The organism is Flavobacterium sp. ZE23DGlu08 (assembly GCF_030505335.1).
Classification (GTDB): domain Bacteria; phylum Bacteroidota; class Bacteroidia; order Flavobacteriales; family Flavobacteriaceae; genus Flavobacterium; species Flavobacterium algoritolerans.
The window spans coordinates 3594652-3617194 of record NZ_CP130045.1 but is presented as its reverse complement, the minus strand read 5'-3'; the positions used below and the strand labels follow the sequence as shown (position 1 = coordinate 3617194).

Below are 22543 nucleotides of genomic sequence, written 5' to 3'. Positions count from 1 at the left end.
TAGGTGGTATTTTTGGTAGTGTATTAATTAATTTTGAATCACTTTTAATGTTGTTCCGTTCACAAAATCATCATGAGAAATAAAATAACTATTAAGTGCTTTTCCGTCTAATTGTATTTGCTTGATTTTACCGTCATTGTTGACTTCGCGTTCAATTACAATACTTTTCTTTTTATAGTATTTTGGGTCTAATTGAATGGTTACTTTATCAAACATTGGTGTGGTAATGGTATAAATTGGGTCTCCGGGAGCAATAGGATATATTCCCATCATAGAATACACCAACCAAGCAGACATGGTTCCGGTGTCATCATTTCCTGGTAATCCATTTGGCTTATTTTGAAAATAGGTTCCCACTAATTTTTTAACCAATTCCTGACTTTTCCATTCGTCTCCTTTTATGTAATTAAACAAATAAGGATACGCAATATCCGGCTCGTTTGCCATATCAAATTGCTTGATATCAAATACTTTTTGTAATTGGTTTGAAAACGCTTTATCGCCACCCATGAGTTTTATAAGTCCTTTAATATCGTGAGGCGCCATAAAAGCATATTGCCAAGCATTGCCTTCGATAAAACCAACATTTTCTTCAAAGTTAGCTCCCGAAACCGGGTTGAATGGTTCGTACCATTTTCCATTAGCTAATCTCGGGCGAAGTAATTTTAAATCTTTATCAAATAATTTTCGATAGGATAACGAACGGTTTTTAAAACGCAAATAATCTTCTTTTTTGCCTAAAGCTTTCGCCAAAAGTGAAATAGAATAATCTGATGCGTTGTACTCTTGCGTTGTAGAAACTGGTCCTCGATCATTGGTTGTCAAAAACCCTTTTTCGATATAATCTTTTAATCCCGGACGCAACGGATTATTTTCGATTTGGTCCGCACCTTTCAGCATGGCTTTATAGGCTTTTTGGACATCAAAATCCTGAATTCCTTTTAAATACGTATCCGCAATAACAATGCTGGCGGGATCACCAACCATTGTGAATGTTTCAGTAGAATTTAATTCCCACTTGGGTAACCAGCCGTTTTCATCATACATTTCCAACATGCTTTTAACCATATTAGATTGTTGCTGCGGATAAGCCAATGACATTAACTGATGTAAATTTCTGTACGTATCCCAAAGCGAAAATACCGTATATCGGGTTCCTGCTGTTGTTCCTATTTTCCCTGTTTTTATTTCAGGATAATCTCCGTTGAAGTCATTTAAGGTGTTCGGATGAATTAAAGTATGATACAAGGCTGTGTAAAAAATAGTCTTCTCTTCTTTGGAACCGCCTTCGACCAAAATTTTAGAAAGTGCTTCGTTCCATTCGTTATAAGTCTCTTTATAAACTGCATCAAAGGTTTTGCTTCCAGTTTCTTTTTCTAAATTTTCACGGGCATTTGCGATACTTACATAAGAAACTCCAACTTTCACTTCAACCGTTTCTTCTTTATCGAAATCATAGGAAAAATAAGTTCCAATGCTGTCACCAACAACCATTTTGGTGGAATTATCCATCATTCTGGTTTTGCCGTTATATGTCATCCATTGGGCTTCGACTCCTTCATATTTTGATGGTTTTTTCCAAACTCCAAACTTCGCTGCCGGCTTTGAAAATTTGGCAACAAAATATACCGGATAAGCCGCTTCCGGGCTATTGTAACAAAACGAACCTACGGAACGCATTCCTTCAATTTCGGTTGAAGACACAATTTTTACCATAGCGCCTTCTTCATTGGTTAAACCTAAACCAAGATTTAATAAAACATTAGATTGTCCTTTTGGAAAAGTAAATTTACTAACTCCTACTCTTTTGGATGCCGTAAATGCTGCTTTTACATTATACTTATCAATATTTACGCTATAATACGCCGTTTTTGCCACTTCATGAGAATAAGTGGAACCATACTTTAAATGATTGGTTTCAACAGCTCCCGTGGTTGGCATCAATAAAATAACGCCTAATTCCGGACAACCCACGCCACTTAAATTGACTTGACTAAATCCTGTTAGAAATTTATTTTCATTTACGTATGGATTCGATAACCAACGGCTGTCTTTTTCTAATGGTAAATTTTGAGGTCCCGCTACATTAAACGGACTAATACTTGCCATTCCTCTTGGTGCAATGGGACCTGGATAGGCAGCGCCATAATTTGAAGTTCCAATAAACGGATTTACAAAATCTGCTGGTTGTTGCGCAAACAGCATTCCTGCGCTACTAAACAGCATCAAAGAAAAAAGCGTCGCTCGCATTGTTATCCTGTTATTTAAAAACATACTTTTTAATTTTTCTATCTGTTAATCGCTTCAACTTTTAATGTCCAAGCTTCTTTTGACGGCAAATTATTTCTTAATTGTTCTGGAATTATAACTTTAAAACCGTTATCCACTTTGGTCCATTTCAATGATGTACCAGAACCTAACATAGTGATTTTTGTTCCTTTTTTTGGACTGATAGATTGTACAACAACTTCAGAAGGAATTTTATTTTCTCCTTTTTTAGCCAAATAAAACAAGAAAACATTTCCCGCTTTATTTTGAGTCATACAGATATTATCCTCTTTGTAAGGTGCTATTGGTTTTGTATTGTAAATAGCAGTGCTATTTACTTTCATCCAAGCACCATATTCTGCCAGTAAATCATAAGCGCCTTGTTGCCATTCTCCATCAGGTCCCGGAGCGACATTCAGCAATAAGTTTCCGCCTTTGGCAACAACATCTACAAGCATGTGAATTCCTTGTCTGCCGGTCATGTAATTAGCATCCGGAGTGTAAGACCACCCGCCACCAGAGGTAATACAAGATTCCCAAGGATAAGGCAATGTTTTTTCAGGAACACGATTTTCCGGAGTTAAATAGTTTTGATTTTTTCCATGAACAGCTCTGTCCACCACAATTAATCCCGGTTGTTTTTGACGTGCTTCTACAACCAAATCATCCATTTTAATGTCTTGGTCAACAACTCTGTGCTTAATAAATCCATTCCCTGATTCATTCTCAGCAAACTTCTCATTGTACCCTTTTTTTACATCACTTTGAGCTGTTTTTGCAACCCAACCACCATCTAACCATAAGATATCTACTTTTCCATAATCCGTAAGCAATTCTAAGATTTGGTTGTGAGTAAAGTTTACATACTTTTTCCATTTTTCAGGATAAGCAATAGGATCGTAGTTTACATTTCTGTCAAAAGGCGGAAAATAAGGATTCCAATAATTCTCATTATGCCAATCTGGTTTAGAAAAATAAGCGCCTATCCATAGTTTTTCATTTCTAAAAGCGTTGAAAACTTCTTTAGCAATATTTGCTCTTGGATTGCTGCTAAAAGCACATTCTTCATCTGTCACTTTATAATCAGAATATTTAGTATCAAACATAGAAAATCCATCATGGTGTTTTGTGGTGAATACCATGTATTTCATTCCAGCATTTTTAGCCGCTTTCGCCCATTTCTCCGGGTTGAATTTTACTGGATTGAATGTTTTTTTCAATCCTTCGTAATCCTTTACATACTGATTATAATTAGTTGGATCACTTCCCTGTCTTCGTTCACACCAACCATAATCTTCAGGGCATATTGACCAAGATTCAACAATTCCCCATTGACTATACGTTCCCCAGTGCATTAGCAAACCAAACTTTTTACCTTGCCATTCATCTATTTTTTTTAATACTAACGGGTCTGTTTCCGGCACATAACGTTCATCCTCATAAATGGCTTGTGAAAACATTTGAACCGAAAATAATAGTGCGATTATGAATATTCCTTTTTTCATTTTAATTGATTTATAATTTTTAATATGCTTGTATTTTCTATGCTAATACCTAATTTTTTAATTCATTACTTAAAGAATAAGGAACGTTTTCAGGTTTGCTTCCCCAATCTTTGTTTGGAGTATCTCCCAAATTAAACTCTAATTTTCCTCCTTTTTGAATGTCATCAAAATTTAAAAAACTATTGGAATATCCTTTTCCGTTTAAGCTTGCGGATTGAATGTAAAAGTTACTTTTCGAATTGTTTTTGGCACCAATTTCAAACGTATTCCCGTTTTCTAAATGAATAGTGGCTTTTTTAAATAACGGGCTTCCTATCACATATTGATTTACTCCTGGCGTAACAGGGTAAAAACCTAACGAACTAAACACATACCAAGCCGATGTTTGTCCGTTATCCTCATCTCCACAATACCCGTCTGGAGTAGCAGCATATAATTTAGTCAGTACTTCGCGTATTCTTGATTGTGCTTTATACGGTTGATTGGCATAATTGTACAAATAAATCATGTGCTGAATTGGTTGATTTCCATGTGCATAATTCCCCATGTTTGCCACTTGCATTTCTCTAATTTCATGAATGGTTTGACCGTAATAAGAATTGTCAAAAGTTGGTGGCATTTGAAATACTTCATCTAATTTTGAAGCAAATTTCTCTTTCCCACCCATCAAATCCATTAACCCTTGAATATCATGAAATACTGACCATGTGTAATGCAAACTGTTGCCTTCGGTAAATGCATCACCCCATTTCAAAGGATTAAAAGGACTTTGAAAATCACCTTCTTTATTTTTTCCTCTCATCAAATTTGTTGATGTATCAAATACGTTTTTATAGTTTAACGACTTCTTGAGATAAGTATCAGCGATGGTTGTTTTTCCTAGTTTCTGGGCCATTTTAGCAATGGTGAAATCAGCATACGCATACTCTAAAGTTCGCGCTACATTTTCATTAACCCCAACATTATAAGGAACATAACCTAAACTATTGTAATAACTTAAACCAGCTCTACCTACAGAACTTACAGGTCTTCCCTCTTCAATAGTAGCGTTTTTCAACATGGCTTCCAATAACAATTCAGCATCTTTATTTTTAGAACCTTTCAAAAAAGCATCTGCAATTATGGGAGCCGAATTTGAACCCACCATACAATCTCTATGTCCAGGGCTTGCCCATTCCGGCAACCAACCAGATTCTTTATAAGTATTGGCAAGTCCGTCCATAATATGACTGTTTAATTCTGGGTACATCATATTAAAAAATGGAAAAACAGCTCTAAAAGTGTCCCAAAACCCATTATCTGTAAACATATATCCAGCGCTTACTTTCCCGTTATAAGGGCTGTAATGCACCACATTATTGCTTTTGTCAAATTCATAAAACTTTCTTGGAAAAAGCAATACTCTGTATAAACTGGAATAAAAAGTTCTTAGATTGTCAACATTATCGTCTTCAACTTGAATTCGACTTAATTCTTTTTCCCAAGTTTGTTTTGCTTTTTCTTTTGTTTCTTCAAAAGAATCGGAGCCAATTTCTCTCGATAAATTTAATTGGGCTTGTTCCGGACTGATAAAAGATGACGCAATTTTTACATGTACAACTTCTCCTTTTTTAGTTTTAAAACCTATGATCGCGCCAACGTGTTTTCCTGTGCTGGAAGTTGAATTTTCTATTAATTTCCAACCATCTGTCCAAGTATGATTGATTTCAAAATCTTTATCAAACTCTGCAACAAAATAATTATGAAAATTCTCTGGAACACCACCACTATTATTGCGACTGTATCCAATGATTTTACGTTGCTCCGGAATAATTTTTACCATCGATCCTTTAAAAAAGGCATCTAACATGATATAAGATTTGTTAGCCTCCGGAAAAGTAAACTTAAATTGGGCCGCTCTTTCTGTGGGTGCCACTTCGGCAAGCACATCATAATCGGCTAAATATACCGAGTAATAATAGGGTTTAGCAATCTCAGCCTTGTGAGAAAACCAAGATTCGCGCTCGTCTTCCTGAAACTTTAAATCACCTGTTACTGCCATCAATGAGAACGCAGCATAATCATTGATCCAAGGACTTGGCTGATGCGTTTGCTTGATTCCTCTAATTTTATTGGCATCGTACTTGTATGCCCAACCATCTCCCATTTTAGAAGTCATTGGTGTCCAAAAATTCATGGCCCAAGGTGTCGCAATCACTGGATAGGTATTCCCATTTGATAAACTATAATCAGAATCGGTGCCCATTAATGGATTCACATAATCAACAACATTTGTTGTTTTGTCTGCCGTTTTTATAAGTTCAATATTTTTATTGGAACACGAAAAAAACAGTAGTCCCACAAAAACCGGTACAATTTTTAAATACTTCATTTCTTAATTAATTAAAATTTCATCTATAAACAACCAGGAATCTTCTCCTTTTGGGCTCTTTTTCAAATTAGTCGCAATTACTTTTACAAATCTGATGTTGAGTTTGTCAAATTTAATTTTAAAATCTTTCAACTCCGAATTTGAATTTATAGCAAATGGACGCAGCACTTGTTGCACTTCTTTATAAGTCACTCCATCAGCTGAAACCAACACTTTTACTGCCGTTGGAAAATAAATTCCAGCTCCTTGATTTTCAATTGAACCAACTGTTACTTGACTTATAGTTTGCGTCTTTTCTAAATCAACAACTACTTCCATATCATTGACCAACCAAGCTTGCCATTGCCCATCATGAAAGTTTTTGCTTCCTCTGATGACATTAACCAAACTTAATGGTTCATCGCCTTTATAATTATCATTATACGGAGATTTAAACTTTAATTTACTTCCAAATGCTTTGTGAAATTGAATCGTATCGATAAACGTTTTGCCTGTTGGTTTGTCATTTTCGAATAATGAAGCTTTTACAATAGTCGTTTCATTAATTGCTATAGGATCAATAAATTTAGAAGCCTTTTCAACGACACTTTTATCACCCAAAACATAACGAATATCTGTTTTTTGCAACTCATTTTTCAAAGCCACTTTGACTGTTTTTTTATCTAAATCAGCGGTATATGAAGCCGTTACCAAGTAGGCACTTTTAGCATAATTAACTCCTAAATAATCATAACGTTCTAATAAATAAGGTAATCTATCAATAAAATTATTCCAATTACGCGCTTCCTTTGGGCTCCATACGGCTTCCGCCAAAGCGGCTAATCTCGGGAAAATCATATACTCAGAATCATCGGGATTAGAAAGATATTCTGCCCATAAATTGGCTTGACCTCCCAAAACATGTTTGGCTTGATTAGGAGTCATGGAATCTACAACAGGATCAAAATCATATACTTTACGCAACGGAAGATAAGCGTCAAAAGCTAGAGGTTCTTCGTTTTGAGGCCCTTGATAAAAATTAAAATAACAATGAGAATCCGGAGTCATAATTACGTTATGTCCTTGTTCTGTAGCTTCAATACCGCCTTTTGTCCCTCTCCAACTCATTACAGTTGCATCTGGAGCTAAACCACCTTCTAAAATTTCATCCCAACCTATTACTTTTTTGCCTTTAGAATTGATATATTTTTCCATTCTTTTTACAAAATAGCTTTGCAATTCATTCACATCTTTCAAGCCTTCCTCTTTGATTCTTTTTTGACAATGAGGACATTTGCTCCAATTGGTTTTAGTGGCTTCGTCTCCTCCAATGTGAATGTATTTTGAAGGAAAAATAGTCATGACTTCATCCAATACATTTTGTAAAAATTCGAAAGTAGTTTCTTTTCCGGCACAATAAATATCAGTAATAGGCCAAACTCCACCTGATGGCACTCCAATGCGTTGATTGAAACAAGCTAACTCCGGATAGGAAGCAATTGCAGAACTAACATGAGCAGGCATTTCTATTTCCGGAATGATTTCTATATTTTTTGATTGGGCATATTTTACAATTTCTTTCAATTCTTCTTGTGTCAAAAACCCTCCGTAAGTCCCTTTTTCATCCGGATTTACAGCAAGTCTCGAGTTCCAAATCAAGTTCTCCTGATTCACTCTCCAAGCACCAACTTCAGTTAATTTTGGGTATTTTTTAATTTCAATTCTCCAACCTTGATCGTCAACTAAATGCAAATGCAACACATTCATTTTAAGCATTGCCAAACGATCGATGGTTTCTTTTATGTAGTTTTTATCGAAAAAATGACGCGATAAATCTAGCATTAATCCTCTCCATTGAAAACGAGGCTCGTCAGTAATGATAACACTTGGAATCTCCCATTTTACATTAGACACCAGTTTTTTACTTTCAATAGCCGTAGGAAGTAATTGTCGTATGCTTTCTAAACCGTAAATAAAACCGGCATTTCCTTTGGCCGAAATCACAATGCTTTTGGTCGTTACTTCCAGTTTGTAAGCTTCATTCTTGAGGCTTTCATTTACTTTGAATTGAATGTAATTACTTTTTGGAATCTTAGTAGAAATTTCCGGAATCCAACCTGCTGACTGTCCAAATTTACTAATTAAAGCAGTTGCTATTTCTTTTTGAGAATCATTATTTACTACAAATTTGGTGTTTTTAGAAAACTGAAAAACGCCTTCCTTAAGAACCAAATTTACTGGCTTTGGAAATAGATTAATATCTTTTTGTGCTACCATTTTTTGACTAAAACAGCAACTTATCAGTAAGACAGCGACAAGGATTGATTTTAATATTCTCATTTTAATTATTTTAAAGAAGGTGTTATTTTAAATTGATATTGGTAGTTTTTATCCAAAAGTCTGTATTTTTCCATAGGCCAAGATTGCCAGCTGTCAATCCCACCTACGCCCATTTGTTTGTAATCAATTTTAAGACTTGTTAAATCTCTTTCTTTGATATCAGCCGCATTTCTTTGATTTTTTTCTAATCCATCATCTAAATCTTCCGTTAGAACATGTAACGCTGTAATGCTCAATAAATCATCTGATTGAACATTTATCTGTAGCTTTTCATTAGATAAATTCAACCATCTTACGGCTGTTTTATTTCCTGTTTCCTGCGGACGGATATACGGATAATATTGCTCTGAAACCGTTTGATTGTAAAGACCAACTGGAGCGCTGTAATTTCTGTCAAGGTAATTTTCATGCGGTCCTTTACCATAATATTGCATCGTATTGAAGTCTTTTGGCAATACGATTTCCATTCCAAAACGAGGCAACATGATTACTTCTTTAGTTTTATCGATGTTTACTACTTGCTGAACACTGAGTTCCCCATTGCTATTAATTTCATAGTTCAAAACCAATTCAGAAGAGACTTCGGGCAAACTATAGGTGGCTTTTACCAAAAATTTGTTGTCTTTTGTATTAGAATAAGACCAACTTAGTAATGTAGGGTTTTGCATGGCTGTTTTCCAAGGCAAAAGTCGATGCTGTAATCCAGCTCCAAAATCATTATCATTTGGCGCTCTCCAAAAATTAGGACGCAATTGATACCCTTCTTTCAAAATAGGCTGATTGTGGAATGTATATCCGGATACAAAACCTGTTTTTTTATCGAAAGTGATTTCGGTGTTATCGCTTTTAAAAACAATGTTATTGGTAGATTTTTGCACCAGCATTTTGGCAACACCTTCAATTCGTATATCGTTTTTCCAATTTCCTTTATAGTGAAGTTGTTCTGTAGCAATTTCAAATCCTTGAGGCAAAAAAGGTTCTTCTTGTTTCAAATGATAACTCACATTTATAAAAGCTTCTTTATACTGTTTTCCTTCTAAATTAATCGGTAAAACATAGTTTTTAGATTGGTGCGGATTGATGTCTAAAGTATCAATCGTACCACTAATAGTTTCTACCCCATCAAGTACTAATTTCCAATGCAAGCTCACATTGTTTATATTTCTGAAGAAAAATTCATTAAAAACTTTTATGGTTGCTGTTTCTGAAGACGCCCAAGACGTTAAAATGTTTTGATACACATTTCGCATTTCAAAAGCATGTGGATTGGGTTGTCGCTCCGGATTAAATATCCCATTATTCAAGAAGTTATTATCACTTGGGACATCTTTTGGACCAAAATCACCTCCATAGGCAAAAACAACAGTTCCGTCCTCTCTTCTCTTATAAATCGATTGGTCTATCATATCCCAAATAAAACCGCCTTGAAAATTCCCATGCGCTCTGATAACATCCCAGTACTCTTTAAAATTCCCTAAAGAATTCCCCATCGCATGAGCATATTCACTTAGAATATAAGGTCTTTCCGGATTAGGATTGGCTTGAATATATTCTTCCATTGCAGTTGGAGCACTGTATTGTGGGTCGATAATATCTGAATTCCAATCAAATTTTAAGTTTTTCCCATCCCATGCGGCATAAGAAGCTCTTTCATACTGAATGGGTCTTGAAGCATCCCTATCTTTCAGCCATAAATACGCTCGATAAAAATTGTAGCCATTCCCTGCTTCATTCCCCATACTCCAAATAATAATCGATGGGTGATTTTTATCTCTTTCGACCATTCTGGTAATACGTTGCAAATGTGCCAGTTCCCAATTGGATTTATTACCCAATGTTTTGGCAATATCATATCCCATTCCATGCGATTCTAAATTGGCTTCATCCACAACATAAATCCCATATTTATCGCATAATTCATACATGTATTCATCATTAGGAAAGTGCGACATTCGGAGTGCATTGATGTTGTATTGCTTCATCACTTTTATATCTTCCTCCATTCGCTCTCTAGAAACCGTTTGTCCAGTAGTTGGATCTGTTTCTTGACGGTTGATGCCTTTGATATATACCGGCTTCCCGTTTACCAATAATTGTCCGCCTTTAATTTCTACTTTTCGAAAACCAACATTTTGAGGAATCACTTCTACTACATTTCCTTTTTTATCTTTTAAAATAAAATTGATTTGGTACAGATTCGGAATTTCAGCCGACCATTTTTTTGGATTATTGACAACCAAATCAAAAGCTAATTTCTTAGTTTCAGCATTAATTTTGAAACTTTTAGTGACAATAAGTGTTTCATTATCTTTTAGTTGCGTTTCTAAAGTATAGTTGTCTTTTTTATTTAAATCAGAAAACTGAGTTACAATTTTCAAAGTGCCATCTACATAAGAAGCATCTAAATCCGGAATGATTTCAAAATCTTTAAGATGTGCTTTATTTCTGGCATACAAATACGATTCTCTGGTAATACCGCTCATTCGCCAAAAATCCTGACATTCTAAATACGAACCATCACTCCATTTCATCACTTTTAGGGTAATGGTATTTTTTCCCGTTTTTAAAAAGGCATTGAGATTAAATTCCTGAGGTAATTTACCATCTTCGCCATAGCCGACATAAATGCCATTTACCCAAACGGTAAGATTTGATTTTGCTGAACCGATGTGAAGAAAAATATCTTTTCCTTCCCAACTTTTATCGATAGTGATTTCTCTTCTGTACACTCCTGTGGGATTGTATTTTACAGGAACCAAAGGTGGATTTATCGTTATATATTTAGCAAAATCGTAAGTCGTATTGGTGTAAACCGGAAAACCATACCCATTTACATCCCAAGTGGCAGGGATTTTAAAGGTATCCCAAGCAGTATCATCAAAAGTACTTTTCTCAAATCCGTTTGGTAAATCATTTGGGCTTTCTACATATTTAAACTTCCATAATCCATTTATATCCAGATAGTTTTCAGATTGTTTCCAATTATTTTTTGTTGCTAATGCTTCGTTTTCGAAAACAAAATAAGAAGCGTGCATTGGAACTCTGTTTTCCTCGTTGATTTTTTCATTTAACCAAAACGGAACACTTTCTTGCGCTTTAGAGGATGCTACAAAAGCCAGTATAAATGTCAATATGAATGCCGTTTTTTTCATTACTTTTTTTTAATTGAACACTTCCGAAGATAATGCCATGGTACTCTTATCCTTATTTGGAAGTTTACCCATTGTGAAAATTAAGGTTCCTCCTTGTGTAATCTCTTTGTGCGTGATGTAGTTTCTATCTATTTTTTTACCATTCAATTCAATAGATTGGATGTACATATTCTCATTGCCGTTGTTTTTTGTTTGAACAACAAATGTTTTATTGTTTTCTAAATTAATCGTGGCTGAGTCAAATAATGGCGAGCCAAAACTATAAATTCCTTGGGCTGGATTTACGGGATAAAAACCTAAAGAACTAAAGATATACCAAGACGACATTTGTCCGCAATCTTCGTTTCCGCAATGTCCATTAGGAGTATTTTTATACTGACTTTCTAAAATTTCCCTAACTAACTTTTGCGTTTTCCAAGGTTCATTAATATAATTATACAAGTAAGCCACGTGATGACTCGGCTCGTTTCCGTGTGCATATTGCCCAATCATTCCTGTACTAAATATAGGCAGTTTGTCTTCCGGCAATGGATTTAAGGTAAACATGGTATCTAGCTTTTTTTCAAAAGTTAGATTTCCGCCCACCGCCTTTATTAAACCTTCAATATTTTGAGGCACGGACCAAAAATATTGCCATGCATTGCTTTCGCAGAAATAAGGCGTATATTCTTTTGGGATAAAGTCTTTTATAAATTCCCCGTTTTTCGATTTTGGACGCATAAATGTACTTACAGAATCGTACATGTTTCTCCAGTTCTCAGAACGTTTCAAGAAATAGTCGTAATCTCTTGATTTATCTAATGCTTTGGCAAATTGTGCCAAACACCAATCATCATAGGCATATTCGAGCGTTTTTGAAACTGACCAGTTTTCATTATGTTCATCAACAGGCACATAACCTAATGTTTTATAACTGTCTAATTGTCTTGAATTAACCATAGAACTTTCTATACACGCTTTATATGCTAATGCAGTGTCAAAATGTTCAATTCCTTTAAAATAAGCATCAACAATAACAGGTATTGCGTGATTGCCTATCATCATATTCGTTTCATTTCCTTGCATTGACCAAACGGGCAATAATCCTGTTTCCTTATAATGTGCCAATAAAGAATTGATCATACTCGAAGCACGTTTTGGATGCAAAATAGTATACAATGGATGCGCCGCTCTATAGGTATCCCATAACGAAAACGTATCGTATCGATCAAAGCCTTTGGCATTTTCTATATTGCCATTCGCGCCTTTGTAATCTCCGTTAGTATCACTTAACAACGTGGGGGCTAACATCGATTGATACATCATCGTATAAAAGATTTTCTTTTTAGTCTCGTCCGGTGTTTCAATTTGAATTTTACGCAGTTCTTTTTCCCAAAGAGCCGAAGCTTTTGCTTTATAATTTTCAAAATTAAAATCGGAAGTTTCTACTGCTAAAGATTTATAAGCTCCCGCAATAGTTGCTGTAGAAAGTCCTGTTTTTAAAACTATTTCTTCGTCATCAACCGTATTATAATTTAAAACTATCTTGGTTTTAACTGCTTTTGAAGGATTCGTTGTAGGCGAATCATTTTTGAAAATCTGATAGGATTTAAACGGTTTTGAAAGTTTTATTACAAAATACACGCGTTGCTCTTTGGCCCAGCCTGTAGATTTTCTATAGCCTTCAATAGTAGTTTTATTCACAACATTGATATAGGTTTCTGTAGGCGCATCCCAATTTAAGGCATAGCCCAAATCAATGTGAATTTGTGATGCATCATCTTTAGGAAAAGTATATTTGTGAATCCCTGTTCGTGCTGTTGTTGTGAGTTCTGCTTTAATTCCAAAATCTAATAAATCTACAGCATAATATCCTGGAATTGCTGTTTCTTTATCATGTGAAAATCTGGAAAACGGTATAAAGTTATTGTCTTTAATTCGTTTTGAAAATCTGCTGTTGGTGGGCATTACTAAAATATCGTATAAATCACCCGCGCCAGTTCCCGATAAATGCATGTGGGAAAATCCGGAAATAATGGAATCTTTATAATAATATCCTGCAATTCTGTCCCAACCTGGTATCCCAATATCCGGACTTAATTGAACCATTCCAAAAGGCACAGTTGCTCCGGGATATGTATTTCCGGGACCAGCTGTACCAATGAATGGGTTTACATAATCAGTTAATTTAGTTAATTGAACATGATTTTTATGTAGTCCGCAATTAGACAAAAGCAATACAAATAGTATATATTTCAGATACTGTTTCTTCATTATTTATTTTAAACTTGCTTTGGTTTCTTTAATCGTTTTTAATTGATCTGCTGTTAATGCCGGGCCATCAAAAAAAGTAACTCCTTTAGCGCCGTTTTCTTTGGCTAATAAAATAGCTGCTTTCAATTCTTCTCCCGTTTGAAAAGCCGGTAAATAAACGCCGGTATTAACCTTTGTTTGTTTTCCTTTTAAATCAGTTACACCTTGTTTTGTAGCATAACCAACCCAGTCCACTTCTTCATTATAAAAACCATGGTAAATCATTGGGTACACTTCATCAATATCCCATTTATCCCAACGTTGACGCACCATATGATCTGCCATTTCAGGATAAGGAAAAACAGCTGCTGTCAAGTTTTTGTTATACTTGTGTACAATTTTGTAAGCATCATCAACCACTGCTTTTATAGCATTCAATCTAAAGTTTTTCCATTCCATGTCAATTGACGTATTGGGACTGTTTTTTGGATTTTTATGATGAATTTTTTCAAATTCTTTAATACAAACATCACAATAACAAAAATCAAATTGAGGCAATTCTACCTCTTGAACCAAATTATATTTAGGAAGTAAACCTATCGGCAAGAAAATATCTGAAAAACGAATGTAATCTAAGTGTACACTTTCGATACCATCAACTTTTGCCAATTCTTCAACCAAACCTAAGATGTGGTTTCTGGATTCTTTTCTTGTAGGACACAACCACTGATAGTAATCAACATACGGACGCGTATCAAAACAAGATTTTCCCTCTTTACTAACCGCATACCAATCAGGATGTTGAAGCGCTACTGGATCGCCCGGTCTGTTCATGGCCATAATCCAAGCATGTACTTTTAACCCATTTTGTTTGGCTATTGGCACTAATCTTTTTAAAAGTTTTGGATCTGTTCCCGTGTTTATTAAAACCTCATCAATCCCAGCGCTTTTGTATTTTTGAAATTCCTGAGTGTATTCCTCATTTGATCTTTTGGCATCGGCAGTAATCCAAACCCCAAATTCGAAAGGCGTTTTTGTAACTCCAGTTGTAGCAGCTAGATGCTCCTTGTTACTTTCCTCTTTGCTTACCCAAGAAATGAACGTTAGTGCCAGTACAACACCAAATAATTTCGTTAGCTTCATAGCTGATTTAGTTTGATATAATTTTACCATCTTGTCTAATAATTAATGTTTTATTTGAAAAAGGACTTTTTACCGAAATAGTATAACCTGTTTTATGATTTTCCAGTATCGGTTTTAAAATTTTATTTTCAACACGAATGGATTCTTTAGTAAGGCTTTCTAAAGATGTCGCCCATGCTTTGTGTTTTTGATAATACTCTTTTTGAGCTCGGTACAAAGTAAACAATTCCCATTTTAGTTTATCTTCCTCTGGAATTGTAAAACTGTCTTTTCCTGCTTTGGAAGAAAAATAAACATAGCCCCATTTTTCAGGTTCGTGCATGTTTATAACTCCCATGGGCAACCAAACCCAATTGTACTCCGGTAAAAATTTTCCAGCTGCATCTTTCTTGCGCTCGTAGTTTCCATTGGTTACCGTATGTTGCCAATTAACTCTGGAAAAATTGACTTTCCAAAAATTATCTGCCGGCACATTTTTTTCATTATAGGATTTTCTATAAGCTGCCCAAGGAATTGCCATTTCCAGTACCCAACCTCCATCGGTGTCATTGGGATTATTAAGGGTTCCGTTGATTTTTACTGCCGATTTTAAACCCGTGATGTTCCAATCGTTCAAAACCACATTATCATTTTCACGATATGGTTTTGACAAAAATAAATCCCAAGCTGTATTTAAAGCATTGATTTCTAATTCATAATAATTAAAAGTATCACCATCCGGATCAATAAAAACCTCAAAATCATTGTTATAAAAAATAATGGTATCGCGTTGCTTCAGGTTTGCCCAAACGTGTGGTTCCTCAAGCTTTGCTAAAATATAAAAGTTGGTTTCATCCCAAAGCATTTTCACTTTCGTACCATACTTTGGTTTTTGGATTCCTTCGATATCTATAAAAGGATCAGACCAATCTACTTTAGCCCATGAAGCATCAGATTCATCTCCATCGATTATCATTTTCTCTGTCGTTTTATACGCCACATAACTTTTGGGCACAATTCCGTTTTTTGATTGTGAATAACCAATGATGGACAGAAATCCTAAAGCGACCGTTAACCATTTAAATTTTATACGCATGCTTTTTTTATAAACTATTATCTTTTGTGAACTGAATTACTTCACTTAATTTACCAAATGCCATAGCTACAACGGTATCTGCTGCGCCATAATATACAGCTAATTTATCTTCTTCTATACTATGTAAAGCGGCACAAGGAAACACAACATTACCAACATCTCCTACTTGCTCGTAAATTTCTGCTGGCCCTAATAAATACGGTTGCGTTCTGTATTTTACCTGATCTGGTGCATTTTCATCTAAAATAGCTGCTCCCATCGCATAACGGAAACCGTTACAAGTATTGATAACTCCGTGGTATAACATCAACCAGCCTTCATCTGTAAGAATAGGGATTGGTCCTGCTCCAACTTTGGTACATTGCCACGCACTGTCTTCAAAAGGAGTTGGTTTCATCACACAACGGTGTTCACCCCAATATTTCATGTCCGGACTATAACTGATCCAAATATCGCCAAAAGGAGTGTGTCCATTATCACTTGGTCGACTTAACATGGCGTATTTTCCGTTTATTTTTTGTGGGAACAAAACGCCATTTCTGTTGAAAGGTAAAAAAGCATTTTCACATTGGAAAAATTCTTTGAAATCAAAAGTGTAACCAATACCAATTGTTGGTCCATTATAACCATTACACCAAGTTATCCAATACCGATCTTCAATAAAAACAACACGAGGATCATATTTATAAGCAGATTCAATCATTTCAGTATTACCGGACTGCATTACTATAGGCTCATGATTGATATCCCAATCGATACCGTTTTTGCTAAAACCGGCAAAAATATTCATTTGAACTGCTTTGTTATCACATCTGAAAACACCTGCAAATCCATCTCCAAAAGGAACTACTGCACTATTAAAAATACTGTTTGATGATGGAATAGCATATCTGTCAATAATTGGATTATTAGAATATCTCCAAATTACTTCGTTGCTGTCTGCGGGTCTGTCTTGCCAAGGAATTGTACTCATTATCTCTTTCTTAATTATTAAACTTTATTTTTTATTCTTTATTTTTTAAAGCTTTGTCAAAGTTCAAAATTTTGACAAAGTTGTGGTAATTCTTAGTCTGTTATTTTTCGAACTTTATCCAACCAAGTGAATTTTAGGATTGTTGTTGTCACTAAAAATACTATTAATGCTATAATAGCCTTTGGATAATCTTTGATAATGAAGAATATTGGAAGCAAAATCATACTGGACTGCCATACAATTCCGATTACACAATTCATCATATCTTTCCAGAAATCATTATTTTTTTCAAAAGTCTGATCTTCTTCTCTTAATAATTTATAAACCGGTTTCCACCATCCCCAAGGTCTTACATTGCTGTAGAAAGATTTCAATACTTCAATATCTGTTGGTTTACTTAAAAAGGTTCCTAAAAGACAACCCAAAATAGAAAAACCAAATATCACTGGAAATAAATAAATCGCCTGCACTTCTGATAAATCATATAAAAATGATCCCGGTGCAAAGTTTCCTTTATTTTGACCTAAAACAAACTGGAAAGAAGCTACAATTAATCCGGCAAACATTCCCCAGAAATAACCCCAACCGTTAAATCTCCACCAAATCCATTTTAAGAAATTGGCAGCCACATAACCTCCGTACAATGCACTTGTAATCCACAAGGTTAGTGAATTAATGGAATCAGCAAAAAATCCCATGAAAACACCTAAACCAACAACCAAGAAAGAAGAAATTTGGCTCACTTTGATATAATGTGCATTTGTTGCAACGGGTTTGAAGTATTTTTTATAAATATCATTTACAATATAAGCTGGACCTGCATTTACAAAAGCGGAGAATCCAGACATAAAAGCGGCTAATAAACCGGCTAATAAAATTCCTTTAATTCCAACAGGAATGTATAAATTAACCACTTTAGGCATTAATAATTCTAAGTCTGCTCCCGTTAAATCAGTATTTGCATTTAATTCTGGTGCTAAATTCATTAAAGCGATTACTACTATTCCTGTAATTAATAAATACCTTGGAATGAATAAAATTAAGTTGGTAAAACCACTCATGTAAGCCGCTTCTTTTACTGATTTTGTAGAAAGAATTCGTTGCAAATCGTAACTTGGCGTTGGTCCTGCAACACTGGCAAAGAAACCTTTGAACAAAGTCATTCCGATAAAGGCACCAAACATTTTGTATCCTTCAGAATCTATTAAACTATTGAAGGTTTGAAATTTATCACTCCATTGGGTTTCAAACTGCCATCCGAAGAACACATTTTTCCATTCCTCGGTAATAACCGAATTAATCTGCATTTCTGAATAGTTGATAAAAGCGTAACCTGCAATTAAAACACCCGCAATAATCATAATGATGTATTGAACCACTTCTGTCGCCACTACAGAAAACATTCCGCCTTTAACGGTATAAATCGTAGTTAAAAGTATAATTATCAAAGCATAAGAACGTTCTGAAGTCAATACAATTAAATCTCCATAATGAAGCGTTAAATCCCAAGGAAGAATGATGGTTACAAATTTCCCAATTCCTTCAAAAAAGTAAGCAATAAAACCAATGGTAGAAATGATGGCGAAAATGGCAACAATAATATGCGATGCTTTTCCGGCTCTGTCGCTTCCAAAACGAGTTAAAATCCATTCGGAACCTGTCATAACTTTCGATCTTCTTATCCAAACAGCCAGAAACATCATCACAAAAATCTGATTCCAAATTGGCCAAAGCCACATAAACATGAAACTTTTTACACCGTATAAAAATAATACTCCAATCATCCAGGAAGTCCCTGAAACATCAAACATTCCTGATCCATTACTTAGACCTAAGAAATACCATTTGATTGTTTTTCCGCCAAGGAAATAGTCATCTAATCCTTTTGATGCTTTTCTTGAAATCCAAATTCCTATTCCTACCGATAGTAGAATATAAGCTACGATGATTGATACGTCAATAATATCCATTAATATATTTATTTATTAGTTAATTAATTTGGTTAGTTGATTGGTTATTTTGTTAAACCCCAGTTTTTATTAGGTTCAGAGCCCATCACAAAATGTAAAATTCCACCTTGTACTATTTGCTGATGCGTAATGGCTGTTTTATTAAATGGTACACCGTTAAGCGTTGCTGACTGGATATAAAAGTTTTTATTTGAAACATTTTTGGCTTCAATTACAAACGTTTTTCCGTCTTGAAGATTGATTGTTGCTTTTTCGAAAATTGGACTTCCTATTTCGTATTCTCCCGAAGCAGGATTCATAGGATACAATCCCATAGAACTAAATACATACCAAGCCGACATTTGTCCGCAATCTTCGTTTCCGCTTAATCCGTTTGGTGTGGTATTGTATTGCGTATCTAAAATGTGACGTACCCAATATTGTGTTCTCCAAGGTTGACCAGCGCGATTAAACATATAAGCAATGTGGTGACTTGGCTCGTTTCCATGTGCATATTGCCCTATCAATCCTGAAATATCAGCTGATACATTACTACCTGTAATCTCTGAACTTTCAGTAAATAACTGTTCTAAACGTTTTGCAAAAAGTTCATTACTTCCGTGTAACGAAATAAAATCTTCTACATTTTGCGGTACAAACCAGCTGTGTTGCCATGCATTTCCTTCGGTATAGTCCGTTTGTTCTCTGTGGTTTGAATGTTTGGGATCAAAAGGTTCATTCCATGATTTACCATCTGCTGATTTTCCTCTCATGAATCCCGTTTTTGGATCAAATAGATGTTGGTACGCTTTGGAACGGTTTAGAAAAAATTGATAATCTTCATTTTTCCCTAACGCTTTCGCCATTTGTGCTACACACCAGTCATCATAAGCATATTCTAACGTAATGGTAACCGACTCGTCTAACAAATTATAAGGAATAAACCCGTATTGTTTATACAAATTCAATCCACGTTCGTCTTGCATCATGGTTGTTTTCATCGCAGTGTAGGCTTTTTCGGCATCAAAACCTTTAATTCCTTTTTTATAAGCATCTACAATTACTGGAATTGAGTGATATCCTGTCATTGTATTGGTTTCGTTAGCATAAAGCGTCCAAACGGGTAATATTTTTTTAGTATCATAATACGCTAACATAGAATTCACAAGATCTGAAACCTTATCTGGAGCAATTAAAGTCAATAAAGGATTTTCGGCTCTAAAAGTGTCCCAAAGCGACAAAGAAGAATAGGCAGTGTAATTTTTAGCCGTAACAATTTCGTCATTCTCTTTTCTGAATTGCCCATTTTTATCACTGTACGTCACAGGCGCTAATTGCGTGTGATACATCGCAGTATAAAATATTGTTTTGAGTGAATCTACCGGAGTTTCTACAGTAATTTTATTTAAAGCCGTGTTCCAAGTAGTGGTTGCTTTTGCTTTTACATTTTCAAAATTGAAGCTCTCCGTTTCTAAATTGTCTTTTGCATTAGCGATACTAACAGAGGATAATGCGACTTTTACCAATACCTCATCACTGCCGGCAGCATCAAAAAACAATTGTGCTGTAGTATGTTCTCCTTCAGATGCAGTGCCTGAAACTATTTTTTGATTGGCTGTTAATACGGATTCGGAAATAGGTTTAGAAAATTTTGCCACAAAAAACACTTTTTGATTTTTTGCCCATCCGGTACTAAAACGATACCCACTAATGGTATACTTATCTTCAATTGTAAGAGCCGTTTTTAAGGCTTTGTCCCAATTAATTGCAAAACCAAGATCAATGACAACAGCTTGTTTATCTTCTTTTGCAAAAGTATATTTATGAAAGGCAGTTCGCTGGGTCGATGTTAACTCTACATTAATTTTAGGATCTTCAAGGTAAACTTGGTAATAACCCGGAGAAGCTTTTTCGTTAGCATGGCTGTACGATGATTTATAAGGAAGCTGATCGCGAGAAGTTGTTTTTACAGTTAAATCAACTTTTTTATTTGTTGGCATAAATAAGATGTCGGTCAAATCTCCAATACCGGTTCCGCTTAAATGCAAATGACTGAAACCTGCCACAATCGAATCTGAATAATGATAACCAGAGCACCAATCCCAGCTCGAGACACCATTATCAGGACTTACTTGCAACATCCCAAAAGGAACAGTTGCTCCCGGATACGTATGTCCATGACCTCCGGTACCTAAAAAAGGATTTACATGGTCAACAAAAATATCTTCTTGGAGGTTATTTTTATTTATCTTTATTTTACAACTTGTAATTAAAATTACAAACAAAATAAGCAAGGAAAAATTCTTCATATCAAACAATCTTAATTTAATTTTAAATTTATATAAATTTAACGTCTGTTAAAATTAATTTAGACGGATAACATATAAACTAACCTAAACATCAAAAAAATAGTAACAAACCATACTTTCCTTCCATCATGATTTTCAACAGCAGTAAACTATACCGAATACCATTACATTACCACATTATCTTTTGGCTAACCTATTTTTTATTCAACACATTTCGTTGGGGAAGCTATTTCAATGATTATTTATACTCCTTGAAAACAAATTTATTAGGATTTCCTATTCACATGACCTTAACGTATTTGAATATTTTAGTTCTTATGCCGTATTTGGTTTACCGAAAAAGATACCTGTTATACATACTTGCTGTTTTATCAGCCATATTTATTATGGTCTTTATAAAATTCAACCTCACCTACTTACTCATAACCCATAATGTTTGGCCTGAAGGACCCGAAACTATTGATAAATTATCGCTGAACTATACTATTGATATGATGATGGGGGAACTTTATGTAATTACATTTGTTACGGCAATTAAAATTACATTAGACTTTTTGAAGGAACAAAAAAGAGTAACCGATCTTGAAAAATCACAATTAGAAACAGAGTTGCTTTTCTTAAAATCACAAATTTCTCCACACTTCTTTTTCAATACGCTGAACAACATTTATTCTTTATCGGTTGAAAAATCCACTAAAACACCCAAAATAATTTTAAAGCTTTCGGAGTTAATGCGTTATATGCTTTATGAAACTAAAAACAAGAGACAAACTTTAGAAAACGAAATACTCTGCATTCAAAACTACCTGGATTTAGAGCGAATCAGAAATGATGACCGATTAGAAGTAAACATAGCTATCTCCGGTGATATTCACGATAAGGAAATAGCCCCTATTTTATTGCTGACTTTTGTTGAAAATGCGTTTAAACATGGCGTAAATAAAAATACCGGAAAAGTAAAAATTGATATTAACTTTAACATTAAAGAGGATTTTCTTCATTTTACCATTTCAAACCCAATGCCTACCATTACAAAACATAAAGATAATTTAAACATATCAAGCGGTATTGGAATAGAAAATGTAAAAAAAAGAATTGCATTAGGGTATAATATAAATGACTATAAGCTTTCTTTTAAGAATAAAAAGAATAATTTTGTCGTGAAGCTAATAATTAAAGTATCGTAATGTAGCTTATCTTTTTTTAAACTATCCCCACTCAATTATTTCGACCTAAAACTAATAAAA

The 22543-nt window shown here is 34.7% G+C and carries 12 protein-coding genes; 1 reads left to right on the top strand and 11 read right to left on the bottom strand.

Annotation, left to right across the window (positions count from 1 at the left end):
* Positions 1-27: 27 nt before the first annotated feature.
* The 11 genes from Q1W72_RS15765 to Q1W72_RS15715 form a co-directional block, all read right to left on the bottom strand.
* On the bottom strand, positions 28-2250 hold the full coding sequence (locus tag Q1W72_RS15765) for a GH92 family glycosyl hydrolase (RefSeq protein WP_302136339.1): 2223 nt from the start codon (positions 2248-2250) through the stop codon (positions 28-30).
* Positions 2251-2288: 38 nt separating this feature from the next.
* Entirely contained in the window at positions 2289-3773 is a 1485-nt protein-coding gene (locus Q1W72_RS15760; protein ID WP_121342275.1) for an alpha-L-fucosidase, read from the bottom strand.
* A 49-nt stretch (positions 3774-3822) separates the two neighbouring features.
* On the bottom strand, positions 3823-6144 hold the full coding sequence (locus Q1W72_RS15755; protein ID WP_302136336.1) for a GH92 family glycosyl hydrolase: 2322 nt from the start codon (positions 6142-6144) through the stop codon (positions 3823-3825).
* A gap of 3 nt (positions 6145-6147) precedes the next feature.
* Complete coding sequence (locus Q1W72_RS15750) at positions 6148-8463, bottom strand: beta-N-acetylhexosaminidase (RefSeq protein ID WP_302136335.1); 2316 nt, start codon at positions 8461-8463, stop codon at positions 6148-6150.
* Between the two features lie 5 nt (positions 8464-8468).
* On the bottom strand, positions 8469-11615 hold the full coding sequence (locus Q1W72_RS15745; RefSeq protein ID WP_302136332.1) for a glycoside hydrolase family 2 TIM barrel-domain containing protein: 3147 nt from the start codon (positions 11613-11615) through the stop codon (positions 8469-8471).
* Between the two features lie 9 nt (positions 11616-11624).
* Positions 11625-13868: a GH92 family glycosyl hydrolase gene (locus tag Q1W72_RS15740; RefSeq protein ID WP_302136330.1), complete on the bottom strand. Its 2244-nt coding sequence runs from the start codon at positions 13866-13868 to the stop codon at positions 11625-11627.
* Between the two features lie 3 nt (positions 13869-13871).
* Positions 13872-14990: a putative glycoside hydrolase gene (locus Q1W72_RS15735; RefSeq protein ID WP_302136328.1), complete on the bottom strand. Its 1119-nt coding sequence runs from the start codon at positions 14988-14990 to the stop codon at positions 13872-13874.
* Positions 14991-14997: 7 nt separating this feature from the next.
* Complete coding sequence (locus tag Q1W72_RS15730; RefSeq protein ID WP_302136326.1) at positions 14998-16065, bottom strand: carbohydrate-binding family 9-like protein; 1068 nt, start codon at positions 16063-16065, stop codon at positions 14998-15000.
* 7 nt (positions 16066-16072) lie between these two features.
* Positions 16073-17038: a glycoside hydrolase family 130 protein gene (locus tag Q1W72_RS15725; RefSeq protein ID WP_302136325.1), complete on the bottom strand. Its 966-nt coding sequence runs from the start codon at positions 17036-17038 to the stop codon at positions 16073-16075.
* Positions 17039-17130: 92 nt separating this feature from the next.
* Positions 17131-19008 carry a sodium:solute symporter family protein gene (locus Q1W72_RS15720; RefSeq protein WP_302136324.1) on the bottom strand — a complete coding sequence of 626 codons (1878 nt, stop codon included), beginning with the start codon at positions 19006-19008 and terminating at the stop codon, positions 17131-17133.
* A 44-nt stretch (positions 19009-19052) separates the two neighbouring features.
* Positions 19053-21296 (bottom strand): GH92 family glycosyl hydrolase, encoded by a 2244-nt coding sequence (locus tag Q1W72_RS15715; protein WP_302136322.1) that lies wholly within the window; start codon positions 21294-21296, stop codon positions 19053-19055.
* A 128-nt stretch (positions 21297-21424) separates the two neighbouring features.
* On the opposite strand from Q1W72_RS15715, the gene Q1W72_RS15710 reads away from it, so the two are divergent.
* A complete protein-coding gene (locus Q1W72_RS15710) occupies positions 21425-22483 on the top strand; it encodes a sensor histidine kinase (protein ID WP_302136320.1) in 1059 nt (352 codons plus the stop codon).
* The last annotated feature ends 60 nt before the right edge of the window (positions 22484-22543 follow it).